The organism is Pseudomonas sp. S1_E05 (assembly GCF_056337105.1).
Genome location: NZ_JBFRHM010000001.1, coordinates 3,992,646 through 4,011,814 on the forward strand (window position 1 = coordinate 3,992,646; position 19,169 = coordinate 4,011,814).

A 19,169-nucleotide genomic window follows, 5' to 3' on the forward strand; every position below is an offset into this window, starting at 1 on the left:
TGGTCACTCCCGGCAGGATGCGTTTTCAGCTCTCCTCACTTGCCTGGAGTCATCATGACCGCAAATGCACCGATCACCGTTCTTCGCGACACTCACCCACTGCCCGTGCTGGACGCCTGCAAATGGGAAAAACTCGAAGGCGACCCGCACACGGTCAACCTCAACGCCTACACCAGCGAAGACGGCAGCAAGATCATGGGCACCTGGATCTGCACTCCGGGCAAGTGGTATGTGGAATACGTGAAGTGGGAATACTGCGATTTCCGCGAGGGTTACTGCATCATTACGCCGGAAGGCAAGGAACCGATCCATCTGCGCGCGGGTGATATTTTTGTTATCGAGCCGGGGATGAAAGGCACTTGGGAAGTGGTGGAAACCGTGCGCAAGTATTTCGTGTTTGCCTGACACAAAAAACTGTAGGAGCGAGCTTGCTCGCGATGCGGCCGTCACATCCACCCTGATTGTGACTGACCCACCGCTATCGCGAGCAAGCTCGCTCCTACAGAGTGGGGTTATCCCCCACCCCAGATGTTCATTGCGGCTTACGATAACTATTGATGATCGCCGAGAAGTCCTTGCCCCCTTCCCCACGCAGGCTCATCGCCTGATACAACTGCTGAGCCACAGCGCCGAGCACCACCGGTTGGTGCGCCTGACGCGCCGCTTCCGTGGCCAACCCAAGATCCTTGAGCATCAACTCTGCACCAAAACCACCGGTATAACCGCGCGACGCCGGCGCCGTTTCGACGATGCCCGGCCACGGGTTGTACATTTCCGAACTCCAGCAACGTCCGGTGGAGCTGTTGATGATGCCAGCCAGCACGCCCGTGTCGATTCCCAGCGCATCCCCCAGCGCCATGGCTTCACTGACGCCGACCATGGAGATCCCCAGCAACAGGTTGTTGCAGATCTTGGCGATCTGCCCTGTACCGACTTCACCGCAATGCACGATGTTTCGGCCCATCTGCGCCAGCACCGGTTGCAGGGTGGCAAAGAGTTCTGCCGTTGCGCCGACCATGAACGTCAGCGTCCCGGCCGCTGCACCGCCGGTGCCACCGGAGACCGGGGCATCGGCCATGGCCACGCCCTGCCTGGCCGCCGCTGCGGCCACATCGCGGGCTGTCTGCGGATCGATGGTGCTGCAATCCACCGCTGGCACGCCTTGGCCAATACCGGCCAGCACACCGTCTTCGCCCAGCCACACGCTGCGCACATGCACAGCGGCGGGCAGCATAGTGATGACCAGCTCTGCACCCTGGGCGGCCTCGCGGGCCGACCCGCTGATGCTGCCGCCCAGTTGTTCAAGCTCAGCCAACACGGTTGTGTTCAGGTCCACCAGTCGCAGCGAATGACCGGCCTTGATGAGGTTGCGTGCCATCGGCGCGCCCATGTTACCCAGGCCGATAAAGGCAATTTTCATGTCCGGCTCCTTAACGCAGGTTGATGGTGGTGTTCACGCCGTCGTTGACGCTGTTGTCATCGAACCAGCGCGCCGTCACCGTCTTGGTCTGAGTGTAGAACTGCACCACCTGCTTGCCATACGGGCCGAGGTCGCCAAGCTTGGAACCCCGGGAACCCGTGAAGCTGAAGAACGGCACCGGCACCGGGATAGGGATGTTGATGCCCACCTGGCCCACATCGATTTCACTCTGGAACTTGCGCGCTGCCGCACCGCTCTGGGTGAACAGACCCGTGCCATTGCCGAACGGGTTGGCGTTCACCAGGGCGATGGCCTGGTCGAGGGTGTCAACTTCCAGTACCACCAGCACGGGGCCGAAGATTTCCTGGGTGTAGATCTGCATGTCGGTGGTGACACCGGAGAACAGGGTCGGGCCGACGAAGTTGCCCTGCTCGAAACCCGGCACGGTGATGTCGCGACCGTCCAGCTCCAGCTTGGCCCCTTCCTTGATGCCGCTTTCGATCAGGTCAAGAATGCGCGCCTTGGCCTTTTTCGAAATCACCGGGCCGACGTCGGTGCCCGGCTCGCTGCCCGCGTTGACCTTGAGTTTCTGCGCCAATGCCTTGAGGTCAGGTAGCCACTGCTTCGACGCACCGACCAGCACCACCACCGAGGTGGCCATGCAACGTTGCCCGGCGGCACCGAAACCGGCCCCCACCAGCGCGTTCAACGCTTGCTCGCGGTTGGCATCCGGGAGCACCACGGCGTGGTTCTTTGCGCCCATCATCGACTGTACGCGCTTGCCGTGTTTGCCCGCCAGGTCGTACACGTGGGTGCCGACGGCGGTCGAACCGACGAAGGAAACAGCCTTGATGTCCTTGTGGGTGCACAGCGCATCGACCACATCCTTGCCACCGTGCACCACGTTGAGCACGCCGGCCGGGACGCCGGCCTCGATGGCCAGTTCCACCAGCAGCATCGTCGACAGCGGGTCCTGTTCCGACGGTTTGAGCACGAAGGTGTTGCCGCAGGCGATGGCCATCGGGAACATCCACAGCGGGATCATCGCCGGGAAGTTGAACGGGGTGATACCGGCGCAAACGCCGATAGGCTGGCGCAGGGTGTAGGTGTCGACGCCACCGGCGACGTTTTCGGCGAACTCGCCCATTTGCAGCGTGCCGATCGAGCAGGCGTGCTCCACCACTTCCAGGCCCCGGAAAATATCGCCTTCAGCGTCGGCAATGGTCTTGCCCTGTTCGTTGCTGAGCACCACGGCAATGCGCTTGGAGTGCTCGCGGATCAGCGCCTGGAGCTTGAGCATGATGCGCATGCGCGCACCGATTGGCGTCAGCTTCCAGGTCTGGAAGGCCCGATGGGCGGCACTGATGGCAGCGTCCACTTCCTGCGCCGTGGCAAATGGCACCTTGGCCAGCACTTGCTGGGTGGCCGGGTTGACGATGTCGTGCCACTCGGTGGACTGCGACTCGACCCACTGGCCGTCGATCAACAGCTTGACCTTGTGCACCGTGGTTTCGTTGGGCGTGAGCGATACGTTCATGCTGGTCTCCGGGATCTTGTTTTTGTCGAGAGAGCGAGCCAAGGCGAGAAGGTCGCCTTGAGATGAGTCGTGCGTCGCGATGTGGTGATCGGACTGTTTCTGGAGTATAGATGTGCAAACTTCTAATAAGAACGCACATAAAAGCCGGTCCATCATGCAAAAAAACATCACGTCGCTGGGGTCGCTGAATTGGGATGACCTCAAGTTTTTCCTCGAAGTCGCCCGCACCCGCAAGGCCAGCACAGCGGCCAAACGCCTGGCGGTGGACTACACCACCGTGTCGCGACGCATCAGTTCCCTGGAAACAGCCCTGGGCACCCTGCTGTTCGAAAAGTCGCGCACCAGCGGCTTTGTCCTGACCAACGAGGGCCAGCGGCTGCTCGCCTACGCCGAGGCGATCGAAAGCACGTTGCACATGGCCTGCGAGCAAGTGTCAGGGTCGGGCGTGGCGCTGTCCGGGCATGTGCGCATGGGGTGCACCGAAGGGTTCGGCAGCTTTTTCATCACCCCGCAACTGAGCCACTTCGTTGACGCCTATCCAGCCATATCGGTGGACATCCTGCCGTTGCCGCACTTCATCAGCCTGTCCAAGCGCGAGGCCGACATCGTCATTGCCCTGGAACGCCCGGAGCACGGTCCGTACGTGTGCTGCAAACTCTGCGACTACAAACTGCAGCTGTACGCCACCCAGGACTATCTGGACAAACACCCGCCCATCCGGCGCCCGTCCGACCTCGGCAAGCATTCGTTCATCAGTTATGTCGACGACCTGGCGTTCAGTTCCGAGCTTCTGTACCTGGCCAACGTCCTGCCCAACGCCAGCGCCAATCTGCGCAGCACCAGCGTCATCGCCCAATTCGTGGCGGCGCAACAAGGGCGCTCACTGGCCATCCTGCCGTGTTTTCTCGCCGCTCAGGATCCCCGTTTATTACCGGTGCTGCCGGAGGAGATCAACATCACGCGCCAGTTCTGGATGTACTGCCGCGAGGACTTGAGAAAACTCAAGCGGATTACGTTGTTGTGGGATTACATCCGCGCAGTCACCGAGCAGAACCAGGGGTTGTTGATGGGCGAAAACCGCGAAATATTGTTCGCCGACTAACCCGCACTCACCACGATCGACACGCGGCGATTCTCGGTCCGCCCCGCTGCGGTGTCGTTGCTGGCCACCGGCTGGCTGCTGCCCAGGCCCTGGAGCTGGATGTTTTGCTCGGGCATGCCAACGGCGGTCAGTACCGTGGCCACGCTTTTCGCTCGCCGCACGGACAGTTGCTGGTTGTAGGCCTCTTTACCCGAGGCATCGGTGTGGCCGTCGATGCGTACGTGGTCGATGCCCACGCCCAGCAGCGCCTTGCCAATACGTTCAACGATGTCGGTGCTCTGCCGGTTGAGGCTTTCGACATCGCTGCCAAACAGGACCTTGCCGGACAGGCCGAAGGCCCAGCCCTCGTCGGTCAATTCGAAACCTTGCTGTTTGAGCACCGCGACCTGCGCCGGGGTCAGGCCTTTTTGCGGCGCGGTCTGGCAACCGGTCAATGCCAGGATCGCCATGAAGAATGTGAGGGTCAGAATACGAAGTGAGAACACGGACATAGCTCCTGGTTTAAACGTCGGCGACAGGGTGCTCCGACCCTGACGTGTGCTGTGCGCCTCGGGCGAGGCGTTTGGCCTGGTACATGGCCGCATCGGCCGCGTCGAGCAGCGCCCCCGGCGTCGCGCCATGATCGGGATAGACGGCGATACCGATGCTGAGGGAGGTCAACACTTGCGTGGTCCCTGGCAGAGCAATCGGCATTTCCATGCTCTCCAGGATTTTGTCGGCGATGCGCTCGGCGTCCTCTGTCTGGTGCAACGGCGTGAGCAGGACGGCGAACTCATCACCGCCCAGGCGTGCCACCAGATCGTCCTCGCGCAGTTGTGCGCGCACCCGATTGGCAACAGCCACCAGCACCGCATCACCGGCGGCGTGACCGAAGTTGTCGTTGATTTCCTTGAACCGGTCGCTGTCGAGAAACAGCACCGCCACACGCTCGTTGTACTTGTTGGCGTTGCGCAGGGCACGAATCAGCCTGCCCTCGAAAAACGCCCGGTTCGGCAACCCGGTGAGGCTATCGTGGCTGGCCTGATGGGCCAGGGTTTCGTTTTCGGTCTGCAGGTGGGTCTGCCAGTTCTCGAGTTCATCGAGCAGGGCGTTGAAGTCGTTGCCGAGGTTGTCGAGTTCGGCGATCTCGGCGGGCGGCACGCGCTGGTCGAACGCCCGCTCGCTGCGCGCGGCATGGGCCACGGTGGCCAGATGGCGCAGTGGCCGGGTAATTCCGCGCAGTTGCCGGCGCGCGAGATACAACGCCACCCAGGCACTGATGGCCGTGCACAGCACGATGCCCACCAGACCGCTGAGCAGGAAACGCATCAGGCTGCCACCGTGGCCGGTCAGGTGGATGTTCCCTATCTCACGGTCCTGATGGACGATCGGCAAGCTGATCGGTTTCTCCAGGAACACCTTGGCCATCTGCATTTCAAGGGCAGAAAGCAATCCGCTTTCCGGGCGCCGCCAATGCGCCAGCACCCTGCCTTGCGCGTCCAGAACCTGGGCATCGGCCACTTCTTCGGTGGACGCGATCAAGGCCAGTGCTTCATTGGCGGCCGGCTTGTCGTTGAACACCACGGCCGCTTCTACGGTGTAGTTGATCGAGCGGGCGATCAGTTGCAGGTTGTAGTCGGCATAGGCGCGCAAGGCCAGGACGCCTAATAGCGTCAACGAGACGCTGGCCATGGCCACCGCCATCAGCGCGACGATCAAGTGGCCGCGACCCAGGACCGAACGCAGTGTCGGGCGATTGCTCTCGCTGGAAGGCTTCATGGCGCGGCCGACCTGCGACGAGACAGTTGCAACACGCTGGGGTGAATGCGCACGCCGCTGCGAGCCACGGAATCCAGGTTGACCTCGAAGGAGACCTGTTCATCGCCGACCCGCAGGCAGAACAGGCTGCCTACGGTGCAGGGATCGTCGCTCTCGCTGATGCTCAGCACGGGCTGCCCGGTCAGAGCGGTGAACAAGCGGCCACGCTCCTCGCGTGTCAGCTTGCCGATGTACAGCGCATCGCACTCGCTGACAACCGACGGGTTGTCGGCGAGCAGGCGACGCACGGTGACAGGGCGCCCGGTGGATTGGGTCGTGCCCTTGACCAGGTCATCGGTGTATTCGGTCGGGCCGACGATGCACAAGCGCAGTTGCGGTGGCTCGACGGGCCAGCGGGCATAACTGAGGATGCCGAGGACCACTTGCGTGACCGAGTGGGCGCGCTGGTCGGCCATGCCGGGCGAGTTTGGCGCTTGCGCGAAAACGAGGCCACTGAGCAGACAGAGAAAACCTGCGAACACGATTTGTTGGCAACCAGCAATGCGCCCTGTCGTCCGGACAGCCACCTTCATGCAGGGATTCTCTTGGGTTCGAGCGGGGTAATGCCGCAACGATAGCACAGCAACGAATCGCCCGCGAGGCCTTACAGGACGGGGCTTTCAGCCATTTTTTTGGCGCCGGAACTGCGTCTTTACCCCGCCACAGAAGCCCCTTCTTCCAGCGCCAGCATCAAACCACTCAGTCGCTTGACCTTGCGCTGCACGGCCTCCTCAAATACGCCCTTACGCGGTTCGATCAGGGTGAACCAATGCTTGGCCCGGGTGATGCCGGTGTAGATCAGTTCCTTGGTCAGCACCGGGTTCAGGGCGTCAGGCAAAATCAGCGCGGTGTGGGCGAACTCGGAGCCTTGCGACTTGTGCACCGTCATGGCGTACACCGTTTCGACATCATTCAGTCGGCTCGGCAGGACAAAACGCACGCCGCCCTGACCATCATTGCGCGGGAATGCCACGCGCAATACATGACGCCCCGCTTGTGGGCCGTCACGCTCAGGCAGCTTGAGGGCGATGCCAATGTCACCATTCATCAGGCCCAGGCCATAGTCGTTGCGGGTCATCAACACTGGCCGACCTTCGTACCATTGCTGATGACCGTCGATCAGCCGCGCCTTGAGCAGCGCGTCAGTCACGCGCTGATTGAGGCCCTCCACTCCCCAGGGCCCCTTGCGCACCGCGCACAGGAGCTGGAAGGCATCGAAGGCTTGCAGCACATCGCGCGCCCACTCGATCCACCGCGCATCGTCGAGGGGGCTATCGAGTGCGGGGCGTCGGTCGTGCAACACATTCAGATAATGCCGATACCCTTGCGGGCCTTCGCCATGCCCCTCAAGCAACAAGCGCTCCAGCGCCCGATCCTGCTCTCCCTTCAACGACAGGGAAAACACGTCGTCATGGCTGCGCGCCGCCAGCAATGTGCGCGCTTCTTCAGGCTGTTGCTGGTTGACCCTGCGCGCCAGCAAGCCGATACCGCTGCCCTCCCCGAACCGTCGCGAGTGGCGCAGCATCACTACCTGTTGCGCCAGCGGGTGCGCACCTTGGGTGTCTTCCTGCAAACCGCTGTTTTCCAGGTGTTCGCCGCTGACCGATTGCAGCCACTGCCGCGTCTGCGGGCTGTACCAGCCGGCTTCGGCGTCGCGGCATAAATCACCCAGCACGGCACCGGCTTCCACCGACGCCAGTTGATCCTTGTCACCCAACAGGACCAGCCGGGCATGGGCTGGCATGGCGTCGAGCAGGTTGGCCATCATTTCGAGGTCGATCATCGAGGCTTCGTCCACCACCAGCACATCCAGCGGCAGACGATTGCCGGCGTGGTGTCGGAAATGTCGAGTGCCGGGGCGACTACCCAGCAGGCGGTGCACGGTGGTGACGTCCGATGGAATTTTTTCCCGCACGGCCTCTGCAACTTCCAGCGACCGAACCTGCTGGCTGATGGACTCCGTCAACCGCGCCGCCGCTTTACCGGTCGGCGCGGCAAGACGGATGCGCAGCGGATTGCCAGCTTCCACCGCCGGCGCCTGGAGCAAGGCCAACAGGCGCACGACGGTGGTGGTCTTGCCGGTTCCGGGACCACCCGTGACGATGCTGAACGCGCTGCGGGTGGCCAAGGCACAGGCGAGTTTTTGCCAGTCGATCGGCTGATCGGCACTGGCCTGGCCAAACAGGCCCGTGAGACGTTGCGGCAGGTCAGCAGGTGTCGACTCGTGCTCCGCCAGGCGCAAGCGCAGCGCGTTATCGATACGTCGTTCGTAGGCCCAGTAGCGCCGCAGGTACAAGCGTTTTCCAGACAACACCAATGGCCGTTGCTGCGCCGTTTCGCTGTCATCGGCGGACAAGGCGACCAGGCGACTGGAGGCCAGGACCTTGCACCAGTGGGCGCCGTCGAGGCTCGCCAGCAACTGCGAGGGCAACAGCATCGCGCCACCTTGCACGTCACCTTCCGGGGGTAACGAGAGGGCGAAGTCCGGCTCCTTGAGCGTTTCGAACAGGTCCAGGCAAACGTGTCCGTGACCCAGTTGATGGCTGGTCAGCGCCGCCGCCAGCAGCACCAGTGGATCGTCCTCCGGGGCGAGTTCATGCAGGAAGGCGACGAAGGCCTTGTCCAGCGCACGCAACCAGCCGCGCTCGACCCAACGCGTGAGCAACAGCAGCAAATCATCCGCGCGATTCAGGGGGGCCAGGCTGGCCAGGCTTTCAGCGGCCAGGGGCGCCGGCAGCAGATCGGCGAAGGTGCGACTCATAGCAGTTCTCCCTGCTCCCAGGCCGGTTCAGCCTTGGGTTCCGGTTTGCCCTGGAACAACCGGTCCAGACATTCGATCAAGGCTTTGGGCGGCCGGGCGAAGTACACGCCTTGCGAAGCCGCGCGGGTGCCGCGCAGAAACAGATACAACGCGCCGCCGACATGCCGGTCGTAATCGTAATCGGCAAGTCGAGCCTTCAGTTGGCGATGCAACGCCAACAGATAGAGCACGTATTGCAGGTCGTAGCGATTATCGAGGATCGACTGTTCCATGGCTTGCTCGGTGTACGCCGCGTCATCGACGCCCAGCCAGTTGGACTTGTAATCGGCCACGTAGTAACGACCGTCGTGTTCGAATGTCAGGTCGATGAAGCCCTTGAACATGCCGTTGAGCAGCACCGGCTCAGCAGCGACACGGGCGACTCCGTTGTGAGTGTACTGGCGCACCAGTTCATCGAGTTTGAGTACATCGACCTTGTGGCTGGCGAACCAGAACTCCATCTCCACCCGGTACTGTCGCAACTGCGCAAGTATCACAGGGGGGTGACCGACGCCCACAGGCAATGGCGACTTGAGCACGTGCTGCAACCAGTCACTCAGGGTCGTGATCCAGCCTTCCCAGCCACGGCGATTGCAACGACGGGCAATGGCGTCTTCCACCTCTTGCGGCGTGGCGGCGAAGCCTTCATCACCCGCCCATTCGAGCAGGCCATGAAGAAAGGTGCCGGGGTTCGGACCACGCGGGAAGCGATGGATATCGGCACCGCCCGTCACCATCTCACGCGGTGCTTCGGGGTCGAGACGCTCATCATCGAACAGTTTTTGTGCCTGTGGGCTTTCCGGGGCTTCGCCCGCGCTCAGGCTATCGCCGATGCGCAGGGCACTGTAGGAGGCGATCCACCAGTTCTCGCTGGCCTTGCGCGTGGGGATCAGGGCCGGGAGCAAGGTGGCCACGTTTTGCGGCGGCTGGTAATGCTCGTCGGTCGGCTCGGGCATCTGGCCGTAGTGCAACGCCGGGCAGTCCTGCTGCAAGTCGTCCAACCAGCGCTGCAACCCGGACGATTCCGCCAGGGGCGCACCACCGCCCAACAGATAACCCAGGGCCGACAGGTGCAACACCGAGCTGTTGTTATTGCCGCGCTTGAGGTCGGTCACACCGAGCCAGCACGCATGCTGGGCACGGGTCAGGGCGACGTAAAGCAAACGCAGGTCCTCGGCCAGCCGTTCATCATCCGCCAGGGCGATCAATGCAGGCGTGGGCTTCAAGCTGACCTGGGCCTTGCCCGCTTCATCGTGGTAATGCAGGGGCAAACGGCTGCCATCGACAGGTTTTGTCGAACACACGAACGGCAGGAACACCAGCGGATACTCCAGGCCCTTGGATTTGTGAATGGTCACGACCTTGACCAGTTGCTCGTCGCTCTCCAGGCGCAGGATCTGCTCTTCGCCCGCCTGGCCGGACAACGCCAGGTGCTCGGACAAATGGCGAATCAACGCCTGCTCCCCATCGAGTTCAGCGGCGGCCTGCTGCAACAACTCGGACAGGTGCAACAGGTTGGTCAGCACCCGCTCGCCGTCATGGCGCGCGATCAAGGCTTGAGGCAGTTGGAAGTCATGCAGCAAACGTCGCAGCATCGGCAACACACCCTGCTTGCGCCATAGCTCACGGTAACCACGGAACTGCATGACCCGCGTTTCCCAGGCCAGCTCATCCTGATTCAAACGCTCCAGCTCGGCCAGCGACAGATTCAAGGTGAGACTGGCCAGTGCCGCCCGCAGCGGACGCTCGACATCCGGTTCCGCGCAGGCCTTGAGCCAGGTCAGCAGGTCGTGGGCTTCCTGGGCGGCGAACACCGAGTCCTTGTCGGAAAGGTAAACGCTGCGCACGCCCCGGGCTGACAGTTCGGCACGGATGGCCTGGGCCTCGTTGCCGTCGCGTACCAGGATCGCGATGTCGGCCGGCAACAGGCCTTTGAACGCTTTGCCGTCCTGGACGAATCCCGCCGTGCCTTGTTGCCCGCCTTTGAGCAACGCGGTGATCCGACTGGCGCACGCGGCGGCGAGGTGCTGGCGATAGACTGCGCCCGACAGTGGTTGATCGGCCGACAGATGCCAGATGTTCAGCGCGGGCACGACCTGTCCATCGATGCTCAAGGCTTCCTTGCGTCCCTGGGACGCCACCGACAAAAACGGCACCGGGTTCTCGCCGTCCTGCTCACGAAACAGGAACGCGCCGCGCCCGGTCTCCCGAGACTCCGCGCGTTCAAACACATGGTTGACCGCCCCGACCATGCCATGACTTGAGCGGAAGTTGGTACCCAGGGTGTGCAGTCGCCCGGCCGTCGCCTGACGGGCACGAAGGTAGGTGTAGATGTCGGCGCCACGGAAGGCGTAGATCGCCTGCTTGGGGTCACCGATCAGGAACAGACCGCATTCGGGGTTATTGTCCTCGATGCGATAAATGCTTTCGAAGATCCGGTACTGCACCGGGTCGGTGTCCTGGAACTCATCGATCAACGCCACCGGAAATTGCTCGCGAATCAGGGTCGCCAGACGCTCGCCGCCGTCGGCTTGCAGCGCAGCATCGAGGCGCAGCAACATGTCGTCGAAACCCATTTCCGCCCGGCGACGCTTCTCGGCCTCGAACCGTGCACTCACCCAACGGGCAGCGTGTTGCAGAACAGCGGCATCGGGTGTGGGCAAGGCATCCAGGCTGGCCTTGAGACCCGCCATGGCATCCAGCCCCGGATGGCCAGGCGCCGCACCCGTCTTCCAGGCCTCGGCCATGCCATCGGGCGTCAGGCGGGTGAAGCCCGTGCCGATGTCCAGTTGCTCTAGCGCTTCGTCTTCCGCCCAGGCCTTCAATTTCTCGAACCAAGGCTCGAAGTAACGCGCCTGCATCTTGCGACCGTCGACACTTTTGCTCGCCACCCCTTCATGGCAGATGGCGAGCAACTCGTCCGCCCATTGGCGCCAGGGGCTTTTCAGATCGACCAGGGCAGCGCGCCGCTCTTGCAGGCACTCGACGATCAGATCGGCGGGGGCCATGCCTTCTTCGCCATTGCGTGCAGTGGCGAACAGACCACGCACGCGCGGCAACAACGCGGCCGGACCGCCCAGGTTACTGCGCACCCAGTCCAGTGCATCGCCTTGCATCGGGTAGCAGAACAGACGCCAGTAATCGCGCAGGACCTCGCCCAGCAAATCGCTGTGATCAGTTTCCAGGGTCTGGGTAAACAGGCTGCCGCTGTCAAAGGCGTGCTCGCGCAACATGCGCTGGCACCAACTGTGAATCGTCGAAACGGCCGCTTCATCCATCCATTGCGCGGCGATGTCCAGCCGGTTCGCGCAGCCGGGCCATTGTTCAGGCGTGTACTGCTCACGTAGCTCGGCAATCAGCGCATCGGGCGACGGTGTCTCATCGCGGAAAAACCGCGCGGCCTCCGCCAGACGCGTACGAATGCGTTCGCGCAGTTCCTTGGTCGCGGCATCGGTGAAGGTCACGACAAGGATTTGCGGCGGCAACAATTCACGCCCGTAACCGTTCGACTCGCCACCGTGACCGAGGACCAGGCGCAGGTACAACGCGGAAATGGTAAAGGTCTTGCCGGTGCCGGCGCTGGCTTCGATCAGTTGGCTGCCGCGCAGCGGGAACGCCAGGGCCAGCGGTGTCTGGGTGGTCATGCGCGCGCTTCCTCGCTGGTCAATGAACGCCAGGGAGCGTCAACGATGGGTTTATACAAAGCGGTGCACCAATCGGGAAACGTCTCGTCGGCGACCAACGCGTCGTAGTCGGCGAACTGGCGGCTGAGTGCCGGGCTTTCACGCCGCTCACCGTCAGTGGTCAATCCATCCCCTTCATAGGCTTTGCGGGCAGCGGCGTCGGCCTTGGTGGGATCGATCTGACCGAGCCAGGCAAACGCCGTCTTCACCGCGACGGGAAGTGGCTGGCGCATGCCGGTCTGCCACGCCTGCAACAAGTCGCCGAGCGTTCGCCAGGCCGCCTCCTGCTCCAGCGGCGGCAACAGCAGACTGTCGTCACTGGCCACCAACGCGGTGGTCATCGGCAGGCCACTGGCGCAGGCCACCAGGTGATTGACCCACGGACGAGTGAGGCGATGCCATTTTCGCGCCTTGATCGAGCCGATGCTGTTAGGGATCGTAGTGACCGACAATAGCCCACCATCAGCCCGCTGATGCAGGCCACTGAGCCAGCCCTCCAGGCGCAAATCCTGGAATTGGACATTGATCGGCAGTGCGCTGTTCAGAGGCGTCGGCCATAACGCCAGAAGCTGTTGATAGCGTTGCAACAGATCAGGCAACGGCTCGATCAACTCACGTTGCAGGCGCTCGCCAAAACCGGCCATGGGCAACAGCCCACTGTTTTGCAGACGTTTGGCCTGGAACTCCAACACCTCGTCCGCCAGGTCGATGCGCGCCAGTGCGGCGCCGAGCAGGCTGTCGCTGAGGCTGTAGCGTTGCAACGCATCGAGGACAAAGGGCTCCTCATCGGGCAGGGGTACTTCAGCGGCTTCGAAAAACACTTTCAGTCGCTGGCTGAAGAAATGTCGGACAGGGTTGCGCAGGAAGTCCTGTAACTGGCCGAGGCTCAGCGGCTCTTCCTGCACGAAAGGTGGCAGGATGCTGTCGTCGGCCATGGACTCGATGTCTTGGTGAAGCGCTTGCCATTCGTTCGCGTAACTGAACAGGTTGTCGCCCTCATGAAAGTAACGGGCGCTGAACGGTTGCAGCGGGTGCTCCTGGGTCATGGCCTCAAGCAGGTCTTCGCCGCCAGCATGCAATCGCCAGCCGCTGGCGAGGTGGTCACGCAGTTGACCGATCAACACCGAGGCGGGCCGCTCGCTGTTGTCGCGAATGCTGCGGCCGACCCAGCTGACGTACAGTTGATCTCGTGCCGACAACAGGGCTTCGAGCAGCAGATAGCGATCATCTTCGCGACGGGAGCGGTCGCCGGGGCGGTAGTCACTGCCCATCAGGTCGAAGTCCAGTGGCGGTTGCGCACGCGGATAATCACCGTCGTTCATGCCCAGCAAGCACACCAGCTTGAAGGGGATTGCCCGCATTGGCATCAAGGTGCAAAAGTTCACCGCACCGGCGAGAAAACGCTGGGACAAACGCCCCTGATCGAGGCCGGCGAGCCAGGCTTCGCGGACGACGGTCAACGGCAGGTGATCGTGGAGGCCCACCGACTCACAGGTCTGCAGCCAGGTTTCGCGTAGCTCTTCGAGTTGGGTGAGCAGGTAGTCGTCGTGCTCATTGCTGGCCTGGAAAAACAGTTGCATCAGGGCCTGCAAACGCTGGCTCCATTGAAGGGGAGCAGCGGGCTCGGACAACTCCTGATGCGCCACCTCCAGTGCATCAAGCAAAGCCACCAGAGGACCGATGAGCGCCGCGTCCAGCCCACCAATTTCGTCATAGGGTTCGATCCCCTCGCAGGCACCGCCACTGCCCACGGCATAACCAAGCAGCATCCGCCGCAGGCCAAACCGCCAGCTGTTTTGCTCCAGCTCTTGAGGCAGGCCGAGGCCGGCACGTTGATCGGCGTTCATGCCCCATCGAATGCCGGCGCCTTCGATCCAGCGATGCAGGGTGGGCAGGTCCCGTTCCTCGACACCGAAGCGGGTGCGCAGGGCAGGAACGTCGAGCAGGTCAAGAATCTCGCTGACGGGGAATCGACTGTCGGGCAGCTTGAGCAGGTGTTCGACGGCAATCAGCAATGGATCACGACCGCGCTGGCCTTGGTCGGCGAGCGTGAACGGAATGAAGCGCGGGTCATTGCGATCGAGCTGGCCGAACACGGCCCGTATATGGGGTGCATAGCTGTCGATTTCGGGAACCATCACGATGATGTCGCGTGGATTCAGGTCTTTGTCGGCGCTGAAGCGTGCAAGCAACTGGTCGTGGAGGATTTCCACTTCGCGTTGGGCGCTGTGAGCAACATGGAAACGAATCGATTGATCGACTTTCAGGTCGACCGCTGGCCAGCGTTCTCGGGTTTCGTTCAGGGGACGCAATTCGAGAATGTCGTCCTGAAGTTGATTGAGCATGTTCAGTGGCTGGCCGTCACTGAACAGATCGATGCGCCCATCGCGGAACGCCGAACGGTAACTGTTGGGATCGTCGTAGCTGTCCAACAGGTTGATGTAGTCGCGCCCTTGCTTACCCCAGGCAGCCAACAGCGGATGGGCATGCTGATGCAGGGTCTGGGAGTCCAGCACTACCGGCATGCCGCTCTTGCGCGCCTGACGCTTGTACTGATGACGCAGCAGGTCCTTGTCGGCGACGATGTCCGCCCAGTGGTGACGGCACGGGTTATGGACGCACAACAGAACCTGACTGAAACGGGACAGCCCGGCGAGTGCTTCCAGTGCCTGGGCGGGCAATGAGGAAATCCCGAAAACAATCACTCGTGAAGGTAGCCCGGCGGGGGCGGCGTCGAGGTTGTTGATACGTTCGATAAAGCGTTGATGGACACCCGCGCGGCTTTGCGACATGCCCTCCTCACCGACGTCCAGCAGCAGTGCACGCCACAGTTCAGCCTGCCAGCAGTTGGCGGGCGTCAGGGGCTTGGCTTCACCGCGTACGTTGCGCAATTGATGACGACCGTCAGCCCAGTCCTCCAGCCAGTCGGCACGGTAGACCTGATATTGGTCGAACAGGTCAGCCAGTCGCTCGGCCAGTTGGTAGCGTTTGCGCAGATCGGTGTCGTGGGTCAGAAAGCGTTGCAGCGGTTCGAAGTGTGGTTGGTCGATCAACTGCGGGAGCAGGCGCATCAGGCGCCAGGTCAGCGGGGCTTTATCAAGCAGGGATTTGACCGGGATTTCGTCACGACCCAGGACCATGCGATAGAGCTGCCACATGAAGCTGCCCGGCAACTGCACGTCGATCGCGGCGGCGATACCGCAGCCGCCCATGTCGTCTTCTTCCGGGTCTTCTGCCAATGCCAGCTTCAGCCATTGGGCGATGCCGTTGCTCTGCACCAGGGCGATTTCATTTTCCAGGGGAGCCAGCGGGTAGCGGCGCATCCAGCTGACCACCAGACTGCGCAACTCGTCCAGGCGGTTGCCGTGAACCACCATAAAACCAGAACTGAGGGACGTCGCGTCCGGCATAAAGGCATCCTTGGAAAATTACAAAAGCCAGGGGCGAACCTTAGCATTGTCGGCTGATCGTGACAGCCGCAGCCGCCTGCCGTGGGTAGCGAAGCTTTTCTTGCGGGCAAAACAAAACCCCAACTGCTTTCGCAATTGGGGTTTCGGAATTTAATCTTGACGATGACCTACTCTCACATGGGGAAACCCCACACTACCATCGGCGATGCATCGTTTCACTGCTGAGTTCGGGATGGGATCAGGTGGTTCCAATGCTCTATGGTCGTCAAGAAATTCTTGAGCTGACGTGTCTTTCGACATTCCAGCGAATCGGGTATGTGATGGCTTTCAGCTTTGTGAGTCGCAAACTTTCGGTTCGTTTCGTCTTCACAACACCGCAATCTGGCCTTTCGACTCAAATTGCTTGGGTGTTATATGGTCAAGCCTCACGGGCAATTAGTATTGGTTAGCTCAACGCCTCACAGCGCTTACACACCCAACCTATCAACGTCGTAGTCTTCGACGGCCCTTCAGGGAACTCAAGGTTCCAGTGAGATCTCATCTTGAGGCAAGTTTCCCGCTTAGATGCTTTCAGCGGTTATCTTTCCCGAACATAGCTACCCGGCAATGCCACTGGCGTGACAACCGGAACACCAGAGGTTCGTCCACTCCGGTCCTCTCGTACTAGGAGCAGCCCCTCTCAAATCTCAAACGTCCACGGCAGATAGGGACCGAACTGTCTCACGACGTTCTAAACCCAGCTCGCGTACCACTTTAAATGGCGAACAGCCATACCCTTGGGACCGGCTTCAGCCCCAGGATGTGATGAGCCGACATCGAGGTGCCAAACACCGCCGTCGATATGAACTCTTGGGCGGTATCAGCCTGTTATCCCCGGAGTACCTTTTATCCGTTGAGCGATGGCCCTTCCATACAGAACCACCGGATCACTAAGACCTACTTTCGTACCTGCTCGACGTGTCTGTCTCGCAGTCAAGCGCGCTTTTGCCTTTATACTCTACGACCGATTTCCGACCGGTCTGAGCGCACCTTCGTACTCCTCCGTTACTCTTTAGGAGGAGACCGCCCCAGTCAAACTACCCACCATACACTGTCCTCGATCCGGATAACGGACCTGAGTTAGAACCTCAAAGTTGCCAGGGTGGTATTTCAAGGATGGCTCCACGCGAACTGGCGTCCACGCTTCAAAGCCTCCCACCTATCCTACACAAGCAAATTCAAAGTCCAGTGCAAAGCTATAGTAAAGGTTCACGGGGTCTTTCCGTCTAGCCGCGGATACACTGCATCTTCACAGCGATTTCAATTTCACTGAGTCTCGGGTGGAGACAGCGCCGCCATCGTTACGCCATTCGTGCAGGTCGGAACTTACCCGACAAGGAATTTCGCTACCTTAGGACCGTTATAGTTACGGCCGCCGTTTACCGGGGCTTCGATCAAGAGCTTCGCGTTAGCTAACCCCATCAATTAACCTTCCGGCACCGGGCAGGCGTCACACCCTATACGTCCACTTTCGTGTTTGCAGAGTGCTGTGTTTTTAATAAACAGTCGCAGCGGCCTGGTATCTTCGACCGGCATGGGCTTACGGAGCAAGTCCTTCACCCTCACCGGCGCACCTTCTCCCGAAGTTACGGTGCCATTTTGCCTAGTTCCTTCACCCGAGTTCTCTCAAGCGCCTTGGTATTCTCTACCCAACCACCTGTGTCGGTTTGGGGTACGGTTCCTGGTTACCTGAAGCTTAGAAGCTTTTCTTGGAAGCATGGCATCAACCACTTCGTGTTCTAAAAGAACACTCGTCATCAGCTCTCGGCCTTAGAATCCCGGATTTACCTAAGATTCCAGCCTACCACCTTAAACTTGGACAACCAACGCCAAGCTGGCCTAGCCTTCTCCGTCCCTCCATCGCAATAACCAGAAGTACAGGAATATTAACCTGTTTTCCATCGACTACGCTTTTCAGCCTCGCCTTAGGGACCGACTAACCCTGCGTCGATTAACGTTGCGCAGGAAACCTTGGTCTTTCGGCGTGGGTGTTTTTCACACCCATTGTCGTTACTCATGTCAGCATTCGCACTTCTGATACCTCCAGCAAGCTTCTCAACTCACCTTCACAGGCTTACAGAACGCTCCTCTACCGCATCATCCGAAGATGATACCCGTAGCTTCGGTGTATGGTTTGAGCCCCGTTACATCTTCCGCGCAGGCCGACTCGACTAGTGAGCTATTACGCTTTCTTTAAAGGGTGGCTGCTTCTAAGCCAACCTCCTAGCTGTCTAAGCCTTCCCACATCGTTTCCCACTTAACCATAACTTTGGGACCTTAGCTGACGGTCTGGGTTGTTTCCCTTTTCACGACGGACGTTAGCACCCGCCGTGTGTCTCCCATGCTCGGCACTTGTAGGTATTCGGAGTTTGCATCGGTTTGGTAAGTCGGGATGACCCCCTAGCCGAAACAGTGCTCTACCCCCTACAGTGATACATGAGGCGCTACCTAAATAGCTTTCGAGGAGAACCAGCTATCTCCGAGCTTGATTAGCCTTTCACTCCGATCCACAGGTCATCCGCTAACTTTTCAACGGTAGTCGGTTCGGTCCTCCAGTCAGTGTTACCTAACCTTCAACCTGCCCATGGATAGATCGCCCGGTTTCGGGTCTATACCCAGCGACTAAACGCCCTATTAAGACTCGCTTTCGCTACGCCTCCCCTATTCGGTTAAGCTCGCCACTGAATATAAGTCGCTGACCCATTATACAAAAGGTACGCAGTCACAGAACAAAGTCTGCTCCCACTGCTTGTACGCATACGGTTTCAGGATCTATTTCACTCCCCTCTCCGGGGTTCTTTTCGCCTTTCCCTCACGGTACTAGTTCACTATCGGTCAGTCAGTAGTATTTAGCCTTGGAGGATGGTCCCCCCATATTCAGACAAAGTTTCTCGTGCTCCGTCCTACTCGATTTCATGACTAAGAGACTTTCGCGTACAGGGCTATCACCCACTATGGCCGCACTTTCCAGAGCGTTCCGCTAATCTCAAAGCCACTTAAGGGCTAGTCCCCGTTCGCTCGCCACTACTAAGGGAATCTCGGTTGATTTCTTTTCCTCAGGGTACTTAGATGTTTCAGTTCCCCTGGTTCGCCTCTTAAGCCTATGTATTCAGCTTAAGATAACCATCTTATGATGGCTGGGTTCCCCCATTCAGACATCTCCGGATCAAAGTCTGTTTGCCGACTCCCCGAAGCTTTTCGCAGGCTACCACGTCTTTCATCGCCTCTGACTGCCAAGGCATCCACCGTATGCGCTTCTTCACTTGACCATATAACCCCAAGCAATCTGGTTATACTGTGAAGACGACATTCGCCGAAAATTCGCAAAACTCTTAAGAGTCACTCACAAATTTTACCTTAGCCTGATCCGTTACCAGTGAA

10 protein-coding genes and 2 rRNA genes are annotated in these 19,169 nt (G+C 60.4%); 2 read left to right on the forward strand and 10 right to left on the reverse strand.

The window, feature by feature from the left end; translation table 11 throughout:
- Nucleotides 1–54: 54 nt before the first annotated feature.
- On the forward strand, nucleotides 55–405 hold the full coding sequence (locus tag AB4N33_RS18510) for a cupin domain-containing protein (RefSeq protein WP_077048014.1): 351 nt from the start codon (nucleotides 55–57) through the stop codon (nucleotides 403–405).
- 127 nt (nucleotides 406–532) lie between these two features.
- Here AB4N33_RS18510 and mmsB read toward each other — a convergent pair whose 3' ends face one another.
- Entirely contained in the window at nucleotides 533–1,420 is an 888-nt protein-coding gene (gene mmsB, locus AB4N33_RS18515) for a 3-hydroxyisobutyrate dehydrogenase (RefSeq protein WP_460140344.1), read from the reverse strand.
- 10 nt (nucleotides 1,421–1,430) lie between these two features.
- Entirely contained in the window at nucleotides 1,431–2,957 is a 1,527-nt protein-coding gene (locus AB4N33_RS18520; protein WP_460118350.1) for a CoA-acylating methylmalonate-semialdehyde dehydrogenase, read from the reverse strand.
- A 154-nt stretch (nucleotides 2,958–3,111) separates the two neighbouring features.
- Here AB4N33_RS18520 and AB4N33_RS18525 point away from each other — a divergent pair, with 154 nt between their 5' ends.
- Nucleotides 3,112–4,059, forward strand: coding sequence for a LysR family transcriptional regulator (locus tag AB4N33_RS18525; protein WP_476457952.1), 948 nt, complete (start codon nucleotides 3,112–3,114; stop codon nucleotides 4,057–4,059).
- On the opposite strand, the gene yfiB is transcribed toward AB4N33_RS18525, so the two are convergent.
- The 8 genes from yfiB to AB4N33_RS18565 form a co-directional block, all read right to left on the reverse strand.
- Entirely contained in the window at nucleotides 4,056–4,550 is a 495-nt protein-coding gene (gene yfiB, locus AB4N33_RS18530; protein ID WP_460118354.1) for an outer membrane lipoprotein YfiB, read from the reverse strand. The two genes, AB4N33_RS18525 and yfiB, sit on opposite strands and share 4 nt — an antisense overlap.
- Before the next feature lie 10 nt (nucleotides 4,551–4,560).
- A complete protein-coding gene (gene dgcN, locus AB4N33_RS18535; RefSeq protein WP_476457953.1) occupies nucleotides 4,561–5,817 on the reverse strand; it encodes a diguanylate cyclase DgcN/YfiN in 1,257 nt (418 codons plus the stop codon).
- The gene (gene yfiR, locus AB4N33_RS18540) at nucleotides 5,814–6,389 is read right to left on the reverse strand and encodes a regulatory sequestration protein YfiR (protein WP_476457954.1); all 576 of its coding nucleotides are present in this window, start codon (nucleotides 6,387–6,389) and stop codon (nucleotides 5,814–5,816) included. The genes dgcN and yfiR overlap by 4 nt, the downstream gene beginning before the upstream one ends.
- Before the next feature lie 119 nt (nucleotides 6,390–6,508).
- The gene (gene recD / locus AB4N33_RS18545) at nucleotides 6,509–8,617 is read right to left on the reverse strand and encodes an exodeoxyribonuclease V subunit alpha (protein WP_476457955.1); all 2,109 of its coding nucleotides are present in this window, start codon (nucleotides 8,615–8,617) and stop codon (nucleotides 6,509–6,511) included.
- Complete coding sequence (gene recB, locus AB4N33_RS18550) at nucleotides 8,614–12,300, reverse strand: exodeoxyribonuclease V subunit beta (RefSeq protein ID WP_476457956.1); 3,687 nt, start codon at nucleotides 12,298–12,300, stop codon at nucleotides 8,614–8,616. The genes recD and recB overlap by 4 nt, the downstream gene beginning before the upstream one ends.
- Nucleotides 12,297–15,749 carry an exodeoxyribonuclease V subunit gamma gene (gene recC / locus AB4N33_RS18555; protein ID WP_476457957.1) on the reverse strand — a complete coding sequence of 1,151 codons (3,453 nt, stop codon included), beginning with the start codon at nucleotides 15,747–15,749 and terminating at the stop codon, nucleotides 12,297–12,299. Before recC ends, recB begins: the two co-directional genes overlap by 4 nt.
- 154 nt (nucleotides 15,750–15,903) lie before the next feature.
- Nucleotides 15,904–16,019 (reverse strand): 5S ribosomal RNA (gene rrf, locus AB4N33_RS18560).
- Nucleotides 16,020–16,163: 144 nt separating this feature from the next.
- A 23S ribosomal RNA gene (locus tag AB4N33_RS18565) occupies nucleotides 16,164–19,057 on the reverse strand.
- Nucleotides 19,058–19,169 lie beyond the last annotated feature (112 nt).